Source organism: Streptomyces sp. NPDC093568, from assembly GCF_044764945.1.
Taxonomy (GTDB): domain Bacteria; phylum Actinomycetota; class Actinomycetes; order Streptomycetales; family Streptomycetaceae; genus Streptomyces.
The window spans coordinates 16,769-32,783 of sequence record NZ_JBIWJD010000025.1 but is presented as its reverse complement, the minus strand read 5'-3'; the positions used below and the strand labels follow the sequence as shown (position 1 = coordinate 32,783).

The 16,015-nt window shown below is 73.1% G+C and carries 13 protein-coding genes; 6 read left to right on the top strand and 7 right to left on the bottom strand.

All coding sequences use genetic code 11. The features are described 5' to 3' along the window. The first annotated feature begins 20 nt into the window (after window positions 1-20). Together xylA and ACIRD7_RS41575 are read left to right on the top strand one after the other, a co-directional pair. A complete protein-coding gene (gene xylA, locus ACIRD7_RS41580; RefSeq protein WP_403461278.1) occupies window positions 21-1,187 on the top strand; it encodes a xylose isomerase in 1,167 nt (388 codons plus the stop codon). A gap of 433 nt (window positions 1,188-1,620) precedes the next feature. Further along, window positions 1,621-1,917: a hypothetical protein gene (locus ACIRD7_RS41575; protein ID WP_403461276.1), complete on the top strand. Its 297-nt coding sequence runs from the start codon at window positions 1,621-1,623 to the stop codon at window positions 1,915-1,917. 78 nt (window positions 1,918-1,995) lie between these two features. Here ACIRD7_RS41575 and ACIRD7_RS41570 read toward each other — a convergent pair whose 3' ends face one another. The 3 genes from ACIRD7_RS41570 to ACIRD7_RS41560 form a co-directional block, all read right to left on the bottom strand. After that, window positions 1,996-3,342 carry an esterase-like activity of phytase family protein gene (locus ACIRD7_RS41570; protein WP_403461275.1) on the bottom strand — a complete coding sequence of 449 codons (1,347 nt, stop codon included), beginning with the start codon at window positions 3,340-3,342 and terminating at the stop codon, window positions 1,996-1,998. A 191-nt stretch (window positions 3,343-3,533) separates the two neighbouring features. Continuing rightward, the gene (locus ACIRD7_RS41565; RefSeq protein ID WP_403461274.1) at window positions 3,534-4,817 is read right to left on the bottom strand and encodes an SWF or SNF family helicase; all 1,284 of its coding nucleotides are present in this window, start codon (window positions 4,815-4,817) and stop codon (window positions 3,534-3,536) included. Next, entirely contained in the window at window positions 4,814-7,675 is a 2,862-nt protein-coding gene (locus ACIRD7_RS41560; protein WP_403461286.1) for a DEAD/DEAH box helicase, read from the bottom strand. Before ACIRD7_RS41560 ends, ACIRD7_RS41565 begins: the two co-directional genes overlap by 4 nt. 354 nt (window positions 7,676-8,029) lie before the next feature. Here ACIRD7_RS41560 and ACIRD7_RS41555 point away from each other — a divergent pair, with 354 nt between their 5' ends. Then, window positions 8,030-8,212 carry a hypothetical protein gene (locus ACIRD7_RS41555; RefSeq protein WP_062704261.1) on the top strand — a complete coding sequence of 61 codons (183 nt, stop codon included), beginning with the start codon at window positions 8,030-8,032 and terminating at the stop codon, window positions 8,210-8,212. A 3-nt stretch (window positions 8,213-8,215) separates the two neighbouring features. On the opposite strand, the gene ACIRD7_RS41550 is transcribed toward ACIRD7_RS41555, so the two are convergent. From ACIRD7_RS41550 to ACIRD7_RS41535, 4 genes are all read right to left on the bottom strand, one after another. Continuing rightward, complete coding sequence (locus tag ACIRD7_RS41550; protein WP_403461273.1) at window positions 8,216-9,610, bottom strand: tannase/feruloyl esterase family alpha/beta hydrolase; 1,395 nt, start codon at window positions 9,608-9,610, stop codon at window positions 8,216-8,218. Window positions 9,611-9,855: 245 nt separating this feature from the next. After that, window positions 9,856-10,776 (bottom strand): hypothetical protein, encoded by a 921-nt coding sequence (locus ACIRD7_RS41545; RefSeq protein WP_403461272.1) that lies wholly within the window; start codon window positions 10,774-10,776, stop codon window positions 9,856-9,858. A 137-nt stretch (window positions 10,777-10,913) separates the two neighbouring features. Then, on the bottom strand, window positions 10,914-11,258 hold the full coding sequence (locus ACIRD7_RS41540) for a hypothetical protein (RefSeq protein ID WP_403461271.1): 345 nt from the start codon (window positions 11,256-11,258) through the stop codon (window positions 10,914-10,916). A gap of 159 nt (window positions 11,259-11,417) precedes the next feature. After that, entirely contained in the window at window positions 11,418-12,017 is a 600-nt protein-coding gene (locus ACIRD7_RS41535; protein WP_403461270.1) for a class I SAM-dependent methyltransferase, read from the bottom strand. Window positions 12,018-12,169: 152 nt separating this feature from the next. On the opposite strand from ACIRD7_RS41535, the gene ACIRD7_RS41530 reads away from it, so the two are divergent. The 3 genes from ACIRD7_RS41530 to ACIRD7_RS41520 all read left to right on the top strand — a co-directional run bounded on the left by ACIRD7_RS41530 (window position 12,170) and on the right by ACIRD7_RS41520 (window position 15,994). After that, window positions 12,170-12,943: an MHYT domain-containing protein gene (locus ACIRD7_RS41530; protein ID WP_403461269.1), complete on the top strand. Its 774-nt coding sequence runs from the start codon at window positions 12,170-12,172 to the stop codon at window positions 12,941-12,943. Between the two features lie 97 nt (window positions 12,944-13,040). Beyond that, the gene (locus ACIRD7_RS41525) at window positions 13,041-15,560 is read left to right on the top strand and encodes a nitrate- and nitrite sensing domain-containing protein (RefSeq protein ID WP_403461268.1); all 2,520 of its coding nucleotides are present in this window, start codon (window positions 13,041-13,043) and stop codon (window positions 15,558-15,560) included. Further along, window positions 15,557-15,994: a roadblock/LC7 domain-containing protein gene (locus ACIRD7_RS41520; protein ID WP_403461267.1), complete on the top strand. Its 438-nt coding sequence runs from the start codon at window positions 15,557-15,559 to the stop codon at window positions 15,992-15,994. Before ACIRD7_RS41525 ends, ACIRD7_RS41520 begins: the two co-directional genes overlap by 4 nt. Window positions 15,995-16,015: the final 21 nt, after the last annotated feature.

The window sequence follows — 16,015 nt, the reverse complement described above, 5'->3', positions numbered from 1 at the left end:
AGCAAGCGAGGAGCCGCTGCATGAGCTACCAGCCCACCCCCGAGGACAGGTTCACCTTCGGCCTGTGGACCGTCGGCTGGCAGGGACGGGACCCCTTCGGCGACGCCACCCGCCGTGCCCTCGACCCGGTCGAGACGGTGCGGCGCCTGGCCGAGCTCGGCGCCCACGGCGTCACCTTCCACGACGACGACCTGATCCCCTTCGGGTCCTCCGACACCGAGCGGGAGGCGCACATCAAGCGCTTCCGCGAGGCGCTCGACGCGACCGGCATGACCGTGCCGATGGCCACGACCAACCTCTTCACGCACCCCGTCTTCAAGGACGGCGCGTTCACCGCCAACGACCGGGACGTGCGCCGCTACGCGCTGCGCAAGACGATCCGCAACATCGACCTGGCGGCCGAACTGGGCGCCAGGACGTACGTCGCCTGGGGCGGCCGTGAGGGCGCCGAGTCCGGCGCCGCCAAGGACGTGCGCGTCGCTCTCGACCGCATGAAGGAGGCCTTCGACCTCCTCGGCGAGTACGTCACCTCCCAGGGCTACGACCTGAAGTTCGCGATCGAGCCCAAGCCCAACGAGCCGCGCGGCGACATCCTGCTTCCGACCGTCGGCCACGCGCTCGCCTTCATCGAGCGCCTGGAGCGCCCCGAGCTGTACGGCGTGAACCCCGAGGTCGGCCACGAGCAGATGGCCGGGCTGAACTTCCCGCACGGCATCGCGCAGGCCCTGTGGGCGGGCAAGCTCTTCCACATCGACCTCAACGGCCAGTCCGGCATCAAGTACGACCAGGACCTGCGCTTCGGCGCCGGCGACCTGCGTGCCGCCTTCTGGCTGGTCGACCTCCTGGAGAGCGCCGGCTACACCGGTCCGCGCCACTTCGACTTCAAGCCGCCGCGGACCGAGGACCTCGACGGCGTGTGGGCCTCGGCCGCGGGCTGCATGCGCAACTACCTCATCCTCAAGGAGCGCGCTGCCGCCTTCCGCGCGGACCCGGAGGTCCAGGAGGCCCTGCGTGCCTCGCGTCTGGACGAGCTGGCGCAGCCGACGGCGGCGGACGGCCTCAAGGCGCTGCTCGCCGATCGCGCCGCCTTCGAGGAGTTCGACGTCGAGGCGGCCGCCGCGCGCGGAATGGCCTTCGAGCGTCTGGACCAGCTGGCCATGGACCACCTGCTGGGCGCCCGGGGCTGACACCACGCGCGCGTGCCCGACCGCGTGTGACCGCCGGTCGAAGGACCGGGGCGCACGCGGTGGGGCAGGGCGGTCGGGGTGCGCGCCGAATGTTCCGGAATCGTATGGTCCAAGGCATGGAGCCGTATTAACTTCCGTGTGGGGGTCGCGTCCTGGCCCCCGCGCGGCGACTCTGGACGGTATGGCCATGCCGCCCGTACCGCCTCAGCCGCCAGGACCGCCGGGACCGCCGGGTGACACGCCGCCTCCGGGTGGCGGCTTCGGGCCACCGCCGCCCACCGAGGGACACGGCACGCCGGGAGGCTACGGCCCACCTGCGGGAGGCTACGGACCCCCTCCGGGAGACAGTGGTCCGCCCTCGTACGGTGGTTGGCCGCCCTCGGAACCACCCGACGAGGGCGGGGGGCCGGGACGGCGGCGCAATCCGCTCGTCATGCTGCTCGCCGGGATCGTGGGCGTCGCGGCGGTCGTGGCCGTGGTCCTGACGCTGTCGGGCAGCGATGACTCACCCGACGAGAAGTCGCCCGCCGGGAGCAGCACGAGCGGCTCGCCCAGGCCGTCCTTCAGCATCCCGTCCGAGCTGCCCACCAGGCTGCCGAGGGAACTGCCCTCGTCACTGCCGTCCGGATTCCCGACCGATCTTCCGAGCGGTCTGCCGAGTGATCTGCCGAGTGATCTTCCGAGCGGCCTGGAGTCGCTGCTGCCGTCGCTGGTCGGCGAGTTGCCGTAGGGCACGAGTGGGGGAGCGGCACGCGTGCCTACCGCTCCCCGACGGCCACGCCCGCGTGCCGTTCGCCCGGGCCGGGTGTCAGATGCGATGCGGGAGACGCACGTAGACCACGGACGTCTCGATGCCGCTGTCGACCAGCCGGCCCTCGTCGTCGAACGCCCCGGCGCCGTCCGTCATCCCGAAGTCGTTGTCGTTGATCAGGGCCAGCGTGTCGCGGTCCACACGCGCGACGCCCTCGATCTTCCCCGGCACCCCGGCGACCTTGCCCAGGTCGACGACCAGCCGCTTGGCGAGCACCGGCACGCCCGAGGCCGCCGGGTCGTCGAGCTGCTCGAGCGACGGAGACGTCGTGTCGTCGTCCCAGCGGCTGCCGAGGATGTTCGCCGAGCGGTCCAGACGCACCAGGTGCAGCCGCGCGGCCTTGTCGGTGCGCTCCTCGACCAGCAGCCGGTTCCCGCCCACGGCCACGACCGACGAGATCTTCAGCTCGGAGGTGTCGTCCTCGCTCGGGTCCACCACGTTCACCGGGTCGAAGCGGTAGGCGTACTCCGCCGTGACCGCCTTCTTCTTCGGCGAGAACCGCAGCAGCCGGGTGGTGCGCGACTCCTCCCCGGCGTCCGTGTCGGGCAGGGACAGCGGGCTCTGCACGGCCAGCACCAGGTCGCCGCCCGGCAGCTGGGCGAGCCCCTCGAAGCCGCGGTTGATCTTCCGGTTCAGCAGCACGGAGGGCAGCGCCTCCACCACCCGGTAGTCCGCACCGGTGAGGCCGAGCCCCTCGGGCACGTAGCGCGTGAGGACCTTCCCGCGCGCGGAGACGTGCACGAGGGAGGGCCCGTACTCGTCGACGAGCCAGAAGGTCCCGTCGTCGGCCCGCACGATGCCCTCGGTGTCCAGCCCGTTCGGGTCGTACGTGAGCGGAGTCCGCGCGTCATAGGAGTACGGCGCCTCGTCGCGGCCCTGCTGGTTCGGGAGGCCGGTGACGGGCTTGCCGGAAGCGGTCGTGACCGGAATCGCGTCCAGCACCTTCACGGTGCTGCCCGTCACCCGGATCTTCACGATCGCCGGGTCGAAGCCCGGCACCGGGAACGTCCGGCGCTTCGAGCCGTCCACCTTGATCTGGCCGTTGGGCCCGCGGTCGGTGACCGTCCAGAACTCGCCCTTGCGGCCCGCCGGGTAGATGTCGCTGCCGATGCCGCCGAGGTCCACGCCCCGGTCGTCGGCCACGGTGCCCGGCAGCAGCGCGTTGCTGAACGCGGCGAGCGGGATGTCGCCGAGCGTCGCCGTGCCCACGACATGCGCGCTGCCCTGCCGGTCCCCGGCGCCGGCGGCAGGGCCGGCGGCCACGAGCGCCGCGATCACGGCGAGGGGCACGCCCCCGGCGACGAGACGGTGAGCGCGGTGCCGACCTGTGGCGTGCGGGGACATTCGGGCCTCCTGAGGACCAAGTTCGCTGACAGTGGCCAGATTTGGAGCCCGCGCCGAACGCCGTACGACCGTGGGGTGAACGCGGAACGACGGGCGCTCGTCGAGCCGTAGCCGCGAACTGGGCTGGGAACCATGGATGTTGGCGGACCGGCGTGGCATCGTCTCCCCGCCGGGCTCGCCCTCGCCGCTCCCTACGGCTGCTCAGCCTCTGTGAGCCGCGCCGACGCCAGCGCCGTCGCCGGATCCCGTGCGGGACCTCCCGCCGGTACCCAGCGGCCCCGCTCCTCCCGGTACGGCCACCAGCGTCCGTCCCTCCCCAGACGCAGCTGCCCCGGTTCGCCGACGACCGTCCACCGGTTGCCCCGGGCCCGCAGCGAGGGTCGTTCCTCCTCGTCCCAGGCCGACTCCAGCGCGGCACGCGCGCGTGCGAGCGTCTCGCCGTCCACGGTCCACTCCTCGTCGAGTACCGACAGGGCGGAGGCACCGCCGAGTTGCCAAGCGCGTACAGCCGTCGACAGGCCCTCCCGGCCGCGCCCCGATCCCTCGGCCAGCCGCTCGGCCACGCTCGCGTGCGGAGAGCCGGCGGCCAGCCGTACGGCGTCCTGTTCGAGGCTCAACTCCGCCGGCGCGATGTGCTGTTCCGGATCCGTCCGCAGCGTCTCCGCGAGCAGGCGGTGGGCTTCCGCGGCGGTCCGGGCGGCCAGGAACTCCAGGGCGGCCGGATCGACGTCCGCCGCGGGAGGTGTCCCGGTGTCCAGGGACGGCGGCACTCCGGGCGCGGCGGGAAGCTCGGGCAGCGCGGGCAGCGGCGGGAGGATGCCGCCCGTCGCATACGCCTCCGCGGCGTCCACTCCCTCCGGCTCGGAGAGTTCCGGCGGTTCCTCCGGGCCGGTGTCGGGCGTCGTGCCGCGGGTCTGGAGGTCGCTCAGGAGGGCGCGTTCACCCCTCCCGCGCATCAGCAGCAGCACGAACGGGTCCTCGTCCAGCAGCCGCGCCACCTGGTAGCACAGGGCCGTCGTATGACCGCAGTGGTCCCAGGCCTCGCAGCCGCACTGCGGCTCGAGATCGCCCATCCCCGGCAGCAGTTCGATGCCCGTGGCGGCCGCGTCCTCGACCAGGTGCGGCGGCATCTCGCGGTCCAGGAGCGCGGCGACATGCCCGGCCCGCTCCACCGCCATGTCCAGGAAGCGGTCCCACTCATCGGCGGTCAGCTCCGCCAGCAGCACATCGGCCCGGTACGCCGTGTGGTCGCGGCCCTGCACCACGGCCGTGATGCGGCCCGGACGCACCGACACCGCGCCGACCCCACCCGCGCGTGCGAGCCTGCGACCGGCCTTGAGCTGCGACGAGTCCAGCGCCGTCTCCTCCAGCGCCTTGAGCCAGGCCTGACCCCACCACGTCCGCGCGAACCCACGCCCGTGCGCGGGCGGCAGCGCCGCGAACGTGCGCTCCATGCCACCGTCGTGACCCGTCATCGCGTTCCCCCTCGCAGTTCCACCAGATCGGCCAGCTCCGCGTCCGTCAGTTCCGTCAGCGCCGCCTCGCCCGCGCCGAGCACCGCGTCGGCGAGCTCACGCTTGCGGTTCAGCATGTCGGCGATACGGTCCTCGATCGTTCCCTCCGCGATCAGCCGGTGCACCTGCACGGGCCGGGTCTGGCCGATGCGGTACGCGCGGTCGGTGGCCTGTGCCTCCACGGCGGGGTTCCACCAGCGGTCGTAGTGCACGACATGCTCGGCCCGGGTGAGGTTCAGACCGGTGCCCGCGGCCTTCAACGACAGCAGGAAGACGGGCACTTCACCGTCCTGGAAGCGCCGCACCAGGGCCTCGCGCTCGGCCACGGGTGTGCCGCCGTGCAGGAACTGCGAGGGCACGCCGCGTGCCGCCAGGTGTTCCTCGATGAGGCGTCCCATCCGCACATACTGCGTGAAGACCAGGACCCCGGCCTCCTCGGAGAGGATCGTGTCGAGCAGTTCGTCCAGCAGCTCCAGCTTCCCCGAGCGGCCCGCGATCGCCGGCCGCTCCTCCTTGAGGAACTGCGCCGGGTGGTTGCAGATCTGCTTCAGGCCCGTCAGGAGCTTCACGATCAGGCCGCGCCGCGCCATGCTGTCGGCCGCGGAGATCTCCGCCAGTGTCTCGCGCACCACCGCCTCGTACAGGCCCGCCTGTTCCGCCGTGAGCGACACGGCACGGTCGGTCTCCGTCTTCGGCGGGAGCTCCGGCGCGATGCCCGGGTCCGACTTGCGCCGCCGCAGCAGGAACGGGCGCACGAGCCGGGCGAGCCGCTCCGCCGCGGCCGGGTCCTGGCCGCCCTCGACGGCCTGGGCGTAGCGCGCGCGGAACGTGCCGAGACGGCCCAGCAGGCCCGGTGTCGTCCAGTCGAGGATCGCCCACAGCTCCGACAGATTGTTCTCGACCGGAGTGCCGGTGAGCGCCACACGCGAGCGTGCGCCGATGGAGCGCAACGCCCGCGCGGTCGCGGAGTACGGGTTCTTCACGTGCTGGGCCTCGTCCGCCACGACCATGCCCCACGGCACCTCGGCGAGCCGCCCCGCGTCCAGGCGCATCGTGCCGTACGTGGTGAGTACGAACTCCCCGTCCGCCACGGTGTCGAGATCGCGCCGCGAGCCGTGAAAGCGGCGCACGCGCGTGCCGGGCGCGAACCTCTCGATCTCGCGCTGCCAGTTGCCCATCAGGGACGTCGGGCACACCACCAGCGTCGGACCGGCGGAAGCGACGTCCGACTGCCGGTGCAGGTGCAGCGCGATCAGTGTGATCGTCTTGCCCAGGCCCATGTCGTCGGCCAGACAGCCGCCCAGCCCCAGGGACGTCATGCGCGCCAGCCAGCTCAGGCCCCGCCGCTGGTAGTCCCGCAGCGTCGCCGCCAGCGCGGCCGGCTGCTCCACCGGCTCCTGTCCCTCGGGGTCCGTGAGGCGCTCGCGCAGCGTCGCCAGCCAGCCCGTGGGCCGGACCTCGACCGGCCGGCCGTCCACCTCCACGGAGCCCGTCAGCGCGGCGCCCAGCGCGTCGATGGGCGTCACCTTGTGATCCTGCTGGGCGTGGGCGCGGCGCACCTCCTGAGGGTCGACGAGGACCCACTGGCCGCGCAGCCGCACCACGGGCCGGCTCGCCTCCGCCAGCCGGTCCAGCTCGTCGCGCGTGAGCCGCTGATCGCCCAGCGCGAACCGCCAGTTGAAGGCGAGCAGCGCGTCGGCGGACAGGAACGACGGCGTGTCCGACGCGCTCCTGGCGGGCGAGGCCTCGTCGTCCGGCGGGCCGATCACCGCCCGGGCGGTCAGGCCGCGGGCCAGTTGCCTGGGCCAGTGCACGTCCACGCCCGCTCCGGCGAGGGCGGCGGCGCCCCCGCCCACGAGGTCGGTCACCTCCTCGTCGGCGAGTTCCACGGAGTCCGGCACGGCCGCCGAGAGCAGGGGTGCGAGGGGAGTCCAGGCGCGGGCCGCGCGGCGCAGTGCCAGCAGGGCGTCCATCCGCGCGCGGGGGCCGAAGCCGGTGGCGCCGGCCCACACGTCGGCGGCGTCCGCGACCAGCGTCGGATCACTCACGCTGTGCACCTGGAGGACCGCCCGGAACGACAGCGCCGCATCGTCCCGCGTCTCCTCGGCGAGGCCCGGGACATCGAGCCGCAGGGAGAGCCGTACGCCCGCGTCGTGGCCCGCGGCGACATCGGCGGCCCACGCGCGCAGCGCGGGTACCCGCTGCGGCGCTGTCGCCGCAAAGACGGGCCCGCCCGTCACGAGCGCGGCCGCGGGGGAGCGGGGGAGCGCGTCCGCGACCGCGTCCAGGAAGGCCCGCACCAGCCGCTCCGGATCCGGTAGCCGCAGCGGCCCGACGCCGCTCAGGGGGACCGCGTGCGCTTCGGGCGGCATGGCGGCGGCCAGGGCGCGGACGCGTTCGATGTTCTCGGGCCGCAGGGGACCGGCGCGCCACGCGTCGTGGTCGGCCGCGGAGAGGCCGGGCAACAGCAGTCCGCGGGCCACGAGTTGCAGGGCAAGCACGGCGGCCGTGCCCCAGAAGACACCCGCTCCGGACGCCTGCGAGGAGGTACGCGCACGCGCGAGCGCGGGCAGGGCGGCACGCACCGGGAGCAGAACGGCCGGCACGCGCACCAGCTCGACCCCGTCACCGCCCGGCAGGACGACGTCCAGGTCCTCGACGGATCCGGACGCGACGGCCGGGACGGCCGCGCCGTCGGCACGCCAGAACGCGATCCGGCCGGTGCGCGCCGGGTCACCTGGTACGAACGTTGCATGGCAGCGGGCGAGTTCGGAGATCTCGGGGAGTGTTGCCGCGATCTCGGGGGGTGTCGCCTCGATCTCGGAGAGTGTTACCTCGACCTCGGACGGTGTTGCCTCGGGAAGCCTCGGCACAGGTCTGCGTCGCTCCTCAAATTTGACTACTCGATCGGGGTGGTCGAGAGTACAACACTCGAAAGGCCCTCCGGCTCGACTGCGCCGTGACCTGGGTCACCCCTGGTCGCTGTGGGTATCTCACCTGTGCGGAGCCCGGTGCGTCGGCCGAGTGGTGAGCGCACGCGGCCGCGCCCGGACCTCCGCGACCAGTAGGGGCCGCACCTCAGGGTCGTCTCAGGGTCGCGGTTCGGAACCGCCGGAAGCGCGGACCCGTTTTCAGGTCAGAGAGCGGCAGTGGCCGCGAAGGAGGCGACGCACATGTCGAAGAACGCGAAGATCGCCGCAGGAGGTGTGGCGGCCGGCCTCATCCTGCTCATTTGGCTGCCCTGGTGGGCGGCACTGTTGATAGTCCTGGGAGTCCCGGCCGCCGCCTACCTCACGCTCGATCCGTCGCAGCGGCGCAGGCTGCGCCGCGCCACGCGCAAGGAACTGGGTCGCTGATCCTCACCCGGCCGCCGGTGAGGCCGGGGTGGACAGCGCGCAGGAGTTGAGCACATCACCGCTCGCGGGCCTGCCGACGGTACGGTCCGCGGGCGGTCGGGTGCCCCGCTCCACCCAGGAGACCAGCGCGTCGAAGGCCGACCGGTAGCAGGGCAGGATCGGCCGGAGCCGGTCCGGGTAGGTGTCGTACAGCCCGTCGACGTGCGTCCCGCCCGCGATCGTGAAATAGCGGTGCAGCCCGCCCTGCCCGCTCGCGTCGATCATCCGCGCGTACACGTCGGAGTCGGCTGCCTTCGGCAGCAGCGCGTCCAGATCACCGTGCAGCGTGATCAGCGGTCTGCCGATGCGCCCGGTGAGGGCGACGCGCTCGACGGCCCGGCGGACGGACGGCGGACGCGACGCGTAGTCGTAGCGGGCATCGGACGCGCACGGCGCCAGGATCTCTGCGGGCGTCGTCCCGGCGGACGGGCCGGGGCAGCCGGGGTCGTACGCCGGGTCGAACTCGGCGCGGTAGATCTTCTGGGTCACTCCCCAGTAGGCCTGCTCGTGGTACGGCCACAGAAATTCGGAGCCCCGCGCGAAGCCGACCGCGTACAGGTCCTCGTCCCGGGCGGAGCCCAGCATGCGGGCCACGGCCGAGGGCAGGGAGGTGAGGAGACTGGGACCGTCCGCGGTCCACAGGGCACCCTCCCAGTCGACGCCGCCGTCGTACAGTTCGGGATGGTTCTCCAACTGCCAGCGGGTGAGGTACCCGCCGTTGGAGATGCCGGTCATGTACGTACGACGGGGGGCGTGCCCGTAGCGCTGGGCCACCGCCTTGCGTGCGGCCCGCGTCAGCTGAGTGGTCCGCGTGTTCCACTCGGCGACCGCGTCCCCGGGCCGTTCGCCGTCCCGGTAGAAGTCGGCGCCGCTGTTGCCCTTGTCGGTCGCCGCGTACGCGTATCCCAGCGCGAGCACCCGGTCGGAGATCGCCTTGTCCGTCGCGTACTGCCTGCGGGTGCCCGGGGCTCCGGTGACGACGAGGCCGCCGTTCCAGCGGTCCGGCAGCCGGAGCACGAACTGCGCGTCGTGCCGCCAGCCGTGGGTGGCGTTGAACCGAGAGGAGTCGGGGAAGTAGCCGTCGATCTGAATCCCGGGAACACCGGCCGGCGTCCGGGTGCCCTGCGCCGTCAGCCCGGCCTGGTCCGTGGTGTCGGTGTAGGGCGTACCGGCGAGCCCGGTCGTCGTCAGATCCACGAGGCAGGCGGCCTGCTGGAAGGCGGCACCCGGCACGCGCACACGCTCCTGACGGGCGCAGTGCTGTTCGCCGACCGCCGTTCCCGTCGCGGGAGCAGGGCCGCTCAGGGCGGTGGCGAGCAGCGTGGCGGCGACGATCGGAACAGCCCTGGACAGGCGCATGATGGCCTCCTGGCAGCGGGGAGACGGGGACATGGGCGCGCGGGCCGCCTCCCGGCCGGGGCCGGGAGAGCGGAACCGCGAAAGCTGCCTCATGGTGCGGGCGCGGCTGCGTGCACTCCATGGGTTGGGGCCACATGGAACGTCGCCGTCAGGTGGGGGTCGGCGACACGGGTGCCGCAGAAGGCACCGGCGCCGCGACGATCGCCGGTGCCTGACGCGTTTCGCGCTTTGCCCTCCGCGCGGGCTCAGCTCGGCCGTACGGCCATCTTGTCGAGGGCTTCCAGCAGGCCGGGCAGCTCCGGTCCACGGCCCACGGGGAGCACCTCACCGGGCTTGTCGTCCAGGAGCACGAACGCGATGTCGTCGGTCCTGGCCACCAGCGACCAGCCGGGGCCGTCCGCGCGCAAGGTCCGTGCGTCGCCCGGAGCGAAGGAGGACCGGACGCGGCCGAGGGGCGGCGGGGAGTCGACGTACGCGCGGGCCTCCGCGAGGACCCGCCGGACACCGCTGTGGCCGCCGCTGCCCTGACCCTGGGCCTTGGCGGCGTCCTCGCCCTTCGCGCTGTTCTCGCCGTTCTCGGTGGTCCCGGCGTTCCCGCCCTGGTCCTCGCCTTCGCTCTCCTCCGAGCTCGCGGCGGCCTGCGCCCCACCGCCCGGCGGGGCGAACTTGGCGTCGTCGATCTGCTCCCGCCAGGTCGCCCACTGCAGCGCGATCTCGTCGGCGCCCAGGCGCCGTTGAGCCGGCCCCCACACGCTGGTGTCCGGCGGAGCCAGCGACGGGCCGTCCGCGACCCCGGGGTCGGGGTCGTGCGGCGGGGGCACGTTCGGAGCGGCGACCGCGACCGCCAGCGGCCACCCGGGCAGGGCCGCCACGACCGTACGTTCGTCGGGCGAGAGGTCGTACTCCATGCCGCAGTCCCAGGACGCGATGGCCACGGCGACGAGGGAGACGTCGTCGATGACGACCGTCCATCGGGCGCCGTCGCCGTCCTGGCCGAGCACCACGCCGTAGCCGTCGGCCAGCGGCGCGAGGCCGAGCGAGCCGCAGGCCTCCGGATAGTCGTCGCCCAGCACGCTCGGGAACTGCGCCGGCGTCAGCAGCACCGCCGTGAGCACATAGAGCGCATCGTCCGCGGCGGCGACGGCCTCCTCATCCGTCCCGGCCATCCCAGCCTCCCCATCGGTTCGTCCATCGGCGCGCACCCTAGTGCGACCGGAAGCCGCTTGTCACGACTCCCAGGCGCACCCGGACCTGCGTTTTTCCGGCCGGACGGGGCGAATCGACCGCGATTTTGCCAACCCGGTCAGGCCGCCGGGAGCCCGAGCAGGGATCGGGCGACCGTTTGCGGCGATTCGTCGCGCTCCCTGGCGAGCGCGATGACGGCACGACACGCCAGCTCGCTCACCCCGAACGACAGGGCCTCCGGCGACACCCAGCCGGTCGCCTCGTCGATCTGTTCCTGGTCGTCCTCCGCGCACGCCGACACGTACACGGCGGCGGCCTCGAAGAGATTGTGTGGACGCTTGCTCTTGCTGCTCTTGCTGCTCTTGCTGCTCTTGCTGTCTTTGTCGCGGTCCGGCTCCGTGTCCGACTCCGTGCGAAAGGCACCGAACAATCTCGCGAACGACTTGCGCACCCTGCCCCACATACCGATCACCTTCCCCCTCTGTTGCTGTCCTGGCTGATCGTCCCATCTCCTGCTTTTCAACGTAGAGTTGGAGTCTCGGCGGCAGAAGGGGGACGACGCGGTGAAGGGGGGGCTCCCGGCGCATCGGCGGGCGCGGCTCACTCGTCGAATGAGGGCCGCTCAGGACTCCCGCACGGCCAGCGCCAGGAAGCGGTCGTCCTCGTCGACGTACGACGTCATCCGCCACCCGGAACCGGCGAGCAGCGCTCGGAGGTTGGGCTCGGCCCGCAGGTCGCCGGGCGTGATCTGCCGGCCCTGGCGGGCCGCGAGCGCCGCCCTGCCGATCGGGTGGAACAGTGCGAGAGTGCCGCCGCGGCGGACCACGCGGGCCAACTCCCGCAGGTTCTCGGCGGGCTGCGGCAGATGCGCGACGAGGCCGGCCGCGAACACGGCGTCGAGCGACTCCGACCGCAGCGGCAGCGCGGCCACGTCAGCCAGGAGCAGCTGCCCGTCCGCGTCGCGTCCCGCCCGTACGGCGGCCTCCAGCATGGCCGGGGTCAGATCGGCTCCCAGGACCGTTCCTGAGGGCCCCACGGCGGCACGCAGCGGCGGCAGGGCGCGTCCGGTGCCACATCCCGCGTCCAGCACCCGAGATCCCTCGCGCAGCCCGAGCTCGGCGACCGCCGCCGCGTAGGCGGGCCCGTCGTCGGGGAACCTGCTGTCCCAGTCCGCGGCGCGGGCGGCGAAGAACTCCTGCACATGTGTGTGGTCGTCGCTCATGTTCCGCATGATCCCTCACCGGCACGGATGACGCCGCTGTGCACACGTTCGAGCGTGAGGCGATCGTTCCAGTGCATCTCCACGTCATATTCCAACAGCTTTCGAAATGCGCCCCCTTCGTGCGCCCTTGTCCCGACTAGCGTCCCGGGGCCATGGGACACCTGGACCACGCCGCCCTCGGCTGGCTGACCCCCGTGCTGTCGTACGTCATGGCCTGCACCGGCGCCGCCCTCGGCCTGCGCTGTACCGTCCGCGCGCTCGGCGCCACCGGCCGTTCGCGCCGCAACTGGCTCGTCACCGCCGCCTCGGCGATCGGCACCGGCATCTGGACCATGCACTTCGTGGCCATGCTGGGCTTCAGCGTCAGCGGCACCGACATCCGCTACGACGTGCCGCTCACCATCCTGAGCCTCGTCGTCGCCATGGCCGTCGTCTGCGCCGGCGTCTTCGCGGTCGGTTACGGCCGTGACCGGACCCGGGCGCTGTTCCTGGGCGGGCTGACCACCGGGCTCGGCGTCGCGAGCATGCACTACCTCGGCATGGCCGCCGTACGACTCCACGGCGATGTCACCTACGACCCGCTGCTCGTCGGACTCTCGGTGGTGATCGCCGTGGTCGCGGCGACGGCTGCCCTGTGGGCGGCGCTCAACATCAAGTCGCCCGTCGCCGTCACCGTCGCCTCGCTGATCATGGGCGCGGCGGTCAGCAGCATGCACTACACCGGCATGTTCGCGGTCGGCGTCGACGTCACCCCCGCCACCGAGGTCCTGCCCGGGGCCACGGCGATGCAGTTCATCTTCCCCCTCGCCGTCGGCCTCGGGTCCTACCTCTTCCTGACCTCCGCCTTCGTGGCGCTCTCGCCCGCGGCAGGGGAGCGCGAGGCATCTGCGTCGGCCCGGCGACCGGCACAGAGCGTCCCCGGCTGACCGCGGGCCCGGACCGGCGAGAGACCGGGCGGCACGCCCCCGACCGCTTCCGGGCGACGGGAGCCACGCCCCCGAACCACTTCCGAGCGAGGAGGCCATGCGCACACCCCGTAGGACCACCGAAGCCGGCGCCGAGACGCCGTCCCCGCCTCCGGTGCGCGGCCGTCGCGCCCATGCCGGACCACCGGCCGACGAGAGGCCGAACGAGCCCCGGCCCGGGGCCCCTGACGAGCCGACCACGCGTGCGGGGGGCTGGCGCATACGCCCCCGAACCGTCCGTGCCAAGATCATCTGCCTCCTGATGGTGCCCGTCGTCTCCCTGCTGGCCCTGTGGGGCTACGCCACGGTCACCACCGCTCAGGACGTCTCCCGGCTGCGCCAGTTGCAGAAGGTCGACTCCGAGATCAGGGCGCCCGTCGCGGCTGCCGTGACCGCGCTCCAGGCGGAACGCGCGGCCGCCGTGGCCTTCGCGACCGACCCCTCCGCCGGGCGCGCCGACGACCTGAGGGACCGTGCGCGGGACACGGACCGGGCGGTGGCCAGGCTTCGGCTGGGTGAACGGACAACGGTCGCCGACAGCGGGGAGTTCCCCGCCCCGGTGGCCGTGCGACTCGAAGCGTTCGTGACCGGCGCGGAGCAGCTGAGCGCCCTGCGCACCGCTGTCCTCGACCGCCTCACGGGCTGGGACGAGGCCTACGGGCGGTACACGCGGACCATCGCGACCGCGTACACGGTGGGCGGCGCGCTCTCCGGCATCCAGGACGCCGAACTCGGCTCCGACGCGCGCGTGCTGCTCGAATTCGCCCGCGCGGGCGAGGCGTTGGCCCAGGAGGACGTGGTGCTCGACAGCGCACGGCTCGCGGGACGCCTGGACGGGGCGCGCCTGCGCCTGTTCACCGGCGCCGTCGACACCCGCCGCACCCTCACCGAGTCCGCCGTGGCCGACCTGCGCGGCCCGGAACAAGCGGCCTGGCAGCGGCTCGCCGACGGCGGTGACTACACGACCGTGGTGGCCGCCGAGGACAAGGTCCTCGCCGTCGCACCGGGCGCGAGGGCCGTGGGCGCGGTGTCCGAGGGCGCCTGGAGCAAGGCGCACGCGCGCGTGCAGGGAGCCATGCGGACCATCGAGCAGGACGCGGGGCGCGATGTCACCGACCGTGCCGACCCCTTCGCCCGCGGACTGCTCACCGCTGCCGGCGCCGCCGTACTCCTCGGTCTCCTCGCCGTCGCCGCCTCACTGGTGATCTCCGTGCGCATCGGCCGCGGCCTCGTCGTCGAGCTGGTGAGCCTGCGCGACAGCGCGCTCGTCATCGCCCGGCACAAACTCCCCGAGGCCATGCGCAAGCTGCGCGCCGGCGAGGAGATCGACATCCGGGCCGAGGCACCGCCGGGACCGCCCGCGGAGGACGAGACCGGTCAGGTCGGCGAAGCCCTGGGCACCGTCCACCGCGCCGCGCTCCGGGCCGCCGTGGAGCGCGCCGAGCTGGCCAGCGGCATCTCCGGCGTCTTCGTCAACCTCGCCCGCCGCAGCCAGGTGCTCGTACACCGCCAACTGAGCCTGCTGGACAGCATGGAGCGGCGCTCGGACGACCCGAACGAACTGAGCGACCTCTTCCGGCTCGACCACCTCACCACCCGCATGCGGCGGCACGCCGAGAGCCTGATCATCCTCTCCGGCGCGGCGCCCGGACGCGCCTGGCGGATGCCGGTGTCCCTGACCGACGTGGTCCGCGCGGCCGTCTCCGAAGTGGAGGACTACGCGCGCGTGGAGGTACGTCAGCTCCCCGAGGCGTCCGTCATCGGAGCGGCCGTCGCCGACGTCACGCACCTCGTCGCCGAACTCGTCGAGAACGCCGCCCAGTTCTCGCCGCCCCACACCCGCGTGCGTATCACCGGCGAGCCGGTCGGCAACGGATACGCCGTCGAGGTCGAGGACCGCGGCCTCGGCATGGGCAAGGAGACCCTGGCCGAGGCCAACCGCCGCATCGAGCAGTCCGAGGCGCTCGATCTGTTCGACAGCGACCGCCTGGGCCTCTTCGTGGTCAGCAGGCTCGCCTCCCGGCACGGCATCAAGGTGCATCTGCGCACCTCGCCCTACGGCGGCACCACCGCCGTCGTCCTGCTGCCCACGGCCCTGCTGCACAGCCCCTCGGCGGAACGTTCCACCAGCACGACGGCGGACCCCAGGCGGCCGGCGGAAGGCGAGCACGCGCGCGTACCCGTCGGCGAACGGCACCAGGAGCCCGTCCACGCGACCGCCGACCGGCCCGCCCTGGTGGCTCCGGCACCGGCCGCGCCGCCGTCCACGAACCACACCGCACCCCCCGGAGTCACCACCTTGAGACTGCACCGCCCACCGGAAGACTCCGAAACCTCCGAAGACCTCCCACGCCGCGTACGGCAGGCGAACCTCGCCCCCCAACTGCGCGAGGCACGGCCGGACGAACCGGCGGGGGCGACCCCGTCCCACGACGACCAGCGCACCCCCGAAATCGTCAGGGACCGCATGGCGGCCTACCGCGACGGCTGGGCGCGCGGCGGAGGCAGGCAGCCCGGCCGCGCTGCCCGTCCCGAATCCCCACCGCGCGGCGACAGCAGCGAAGGAGACCCCGCATGATCCAGGATCCGAGCACGAGAGCCGCCCAGCGCTCCGGTGAACTCGACTGGCTGCTGGACGACTTGGTGGTCCGTGTGAGCGAGGTGCGCCATGCCGTGGTGCTGTCCAACGACGGCCTCGCCGTGGGCGCGTCCACGGCCCTCCGCCGTGAGGACGCCGAGCACCTCGCGGCGGTCGCCTCCGGCTTCCACAGCCTCGCCAAGGGCGCCGGCCGGCACTTCGGGGCCGGCGGAGTCCGGCAGACCATGGTGGAGATGGACGAGGCATTCCTGTTCGTCGCCGCCGCGGGCGACGGCTCCTGCCTCGCCGTACTCACGGCCGTGACCGCCGACATCGGGCTGGTGGCGTACGAGATGGCCCGGCTGGTCAAACGCGTCGGCGAGCATCTCTACACGCCCCCGCGCGCCGCCGCGCGGCCGCCCGCCGCGGGATGAGCCGGAAGGGCGGTCCGCGCA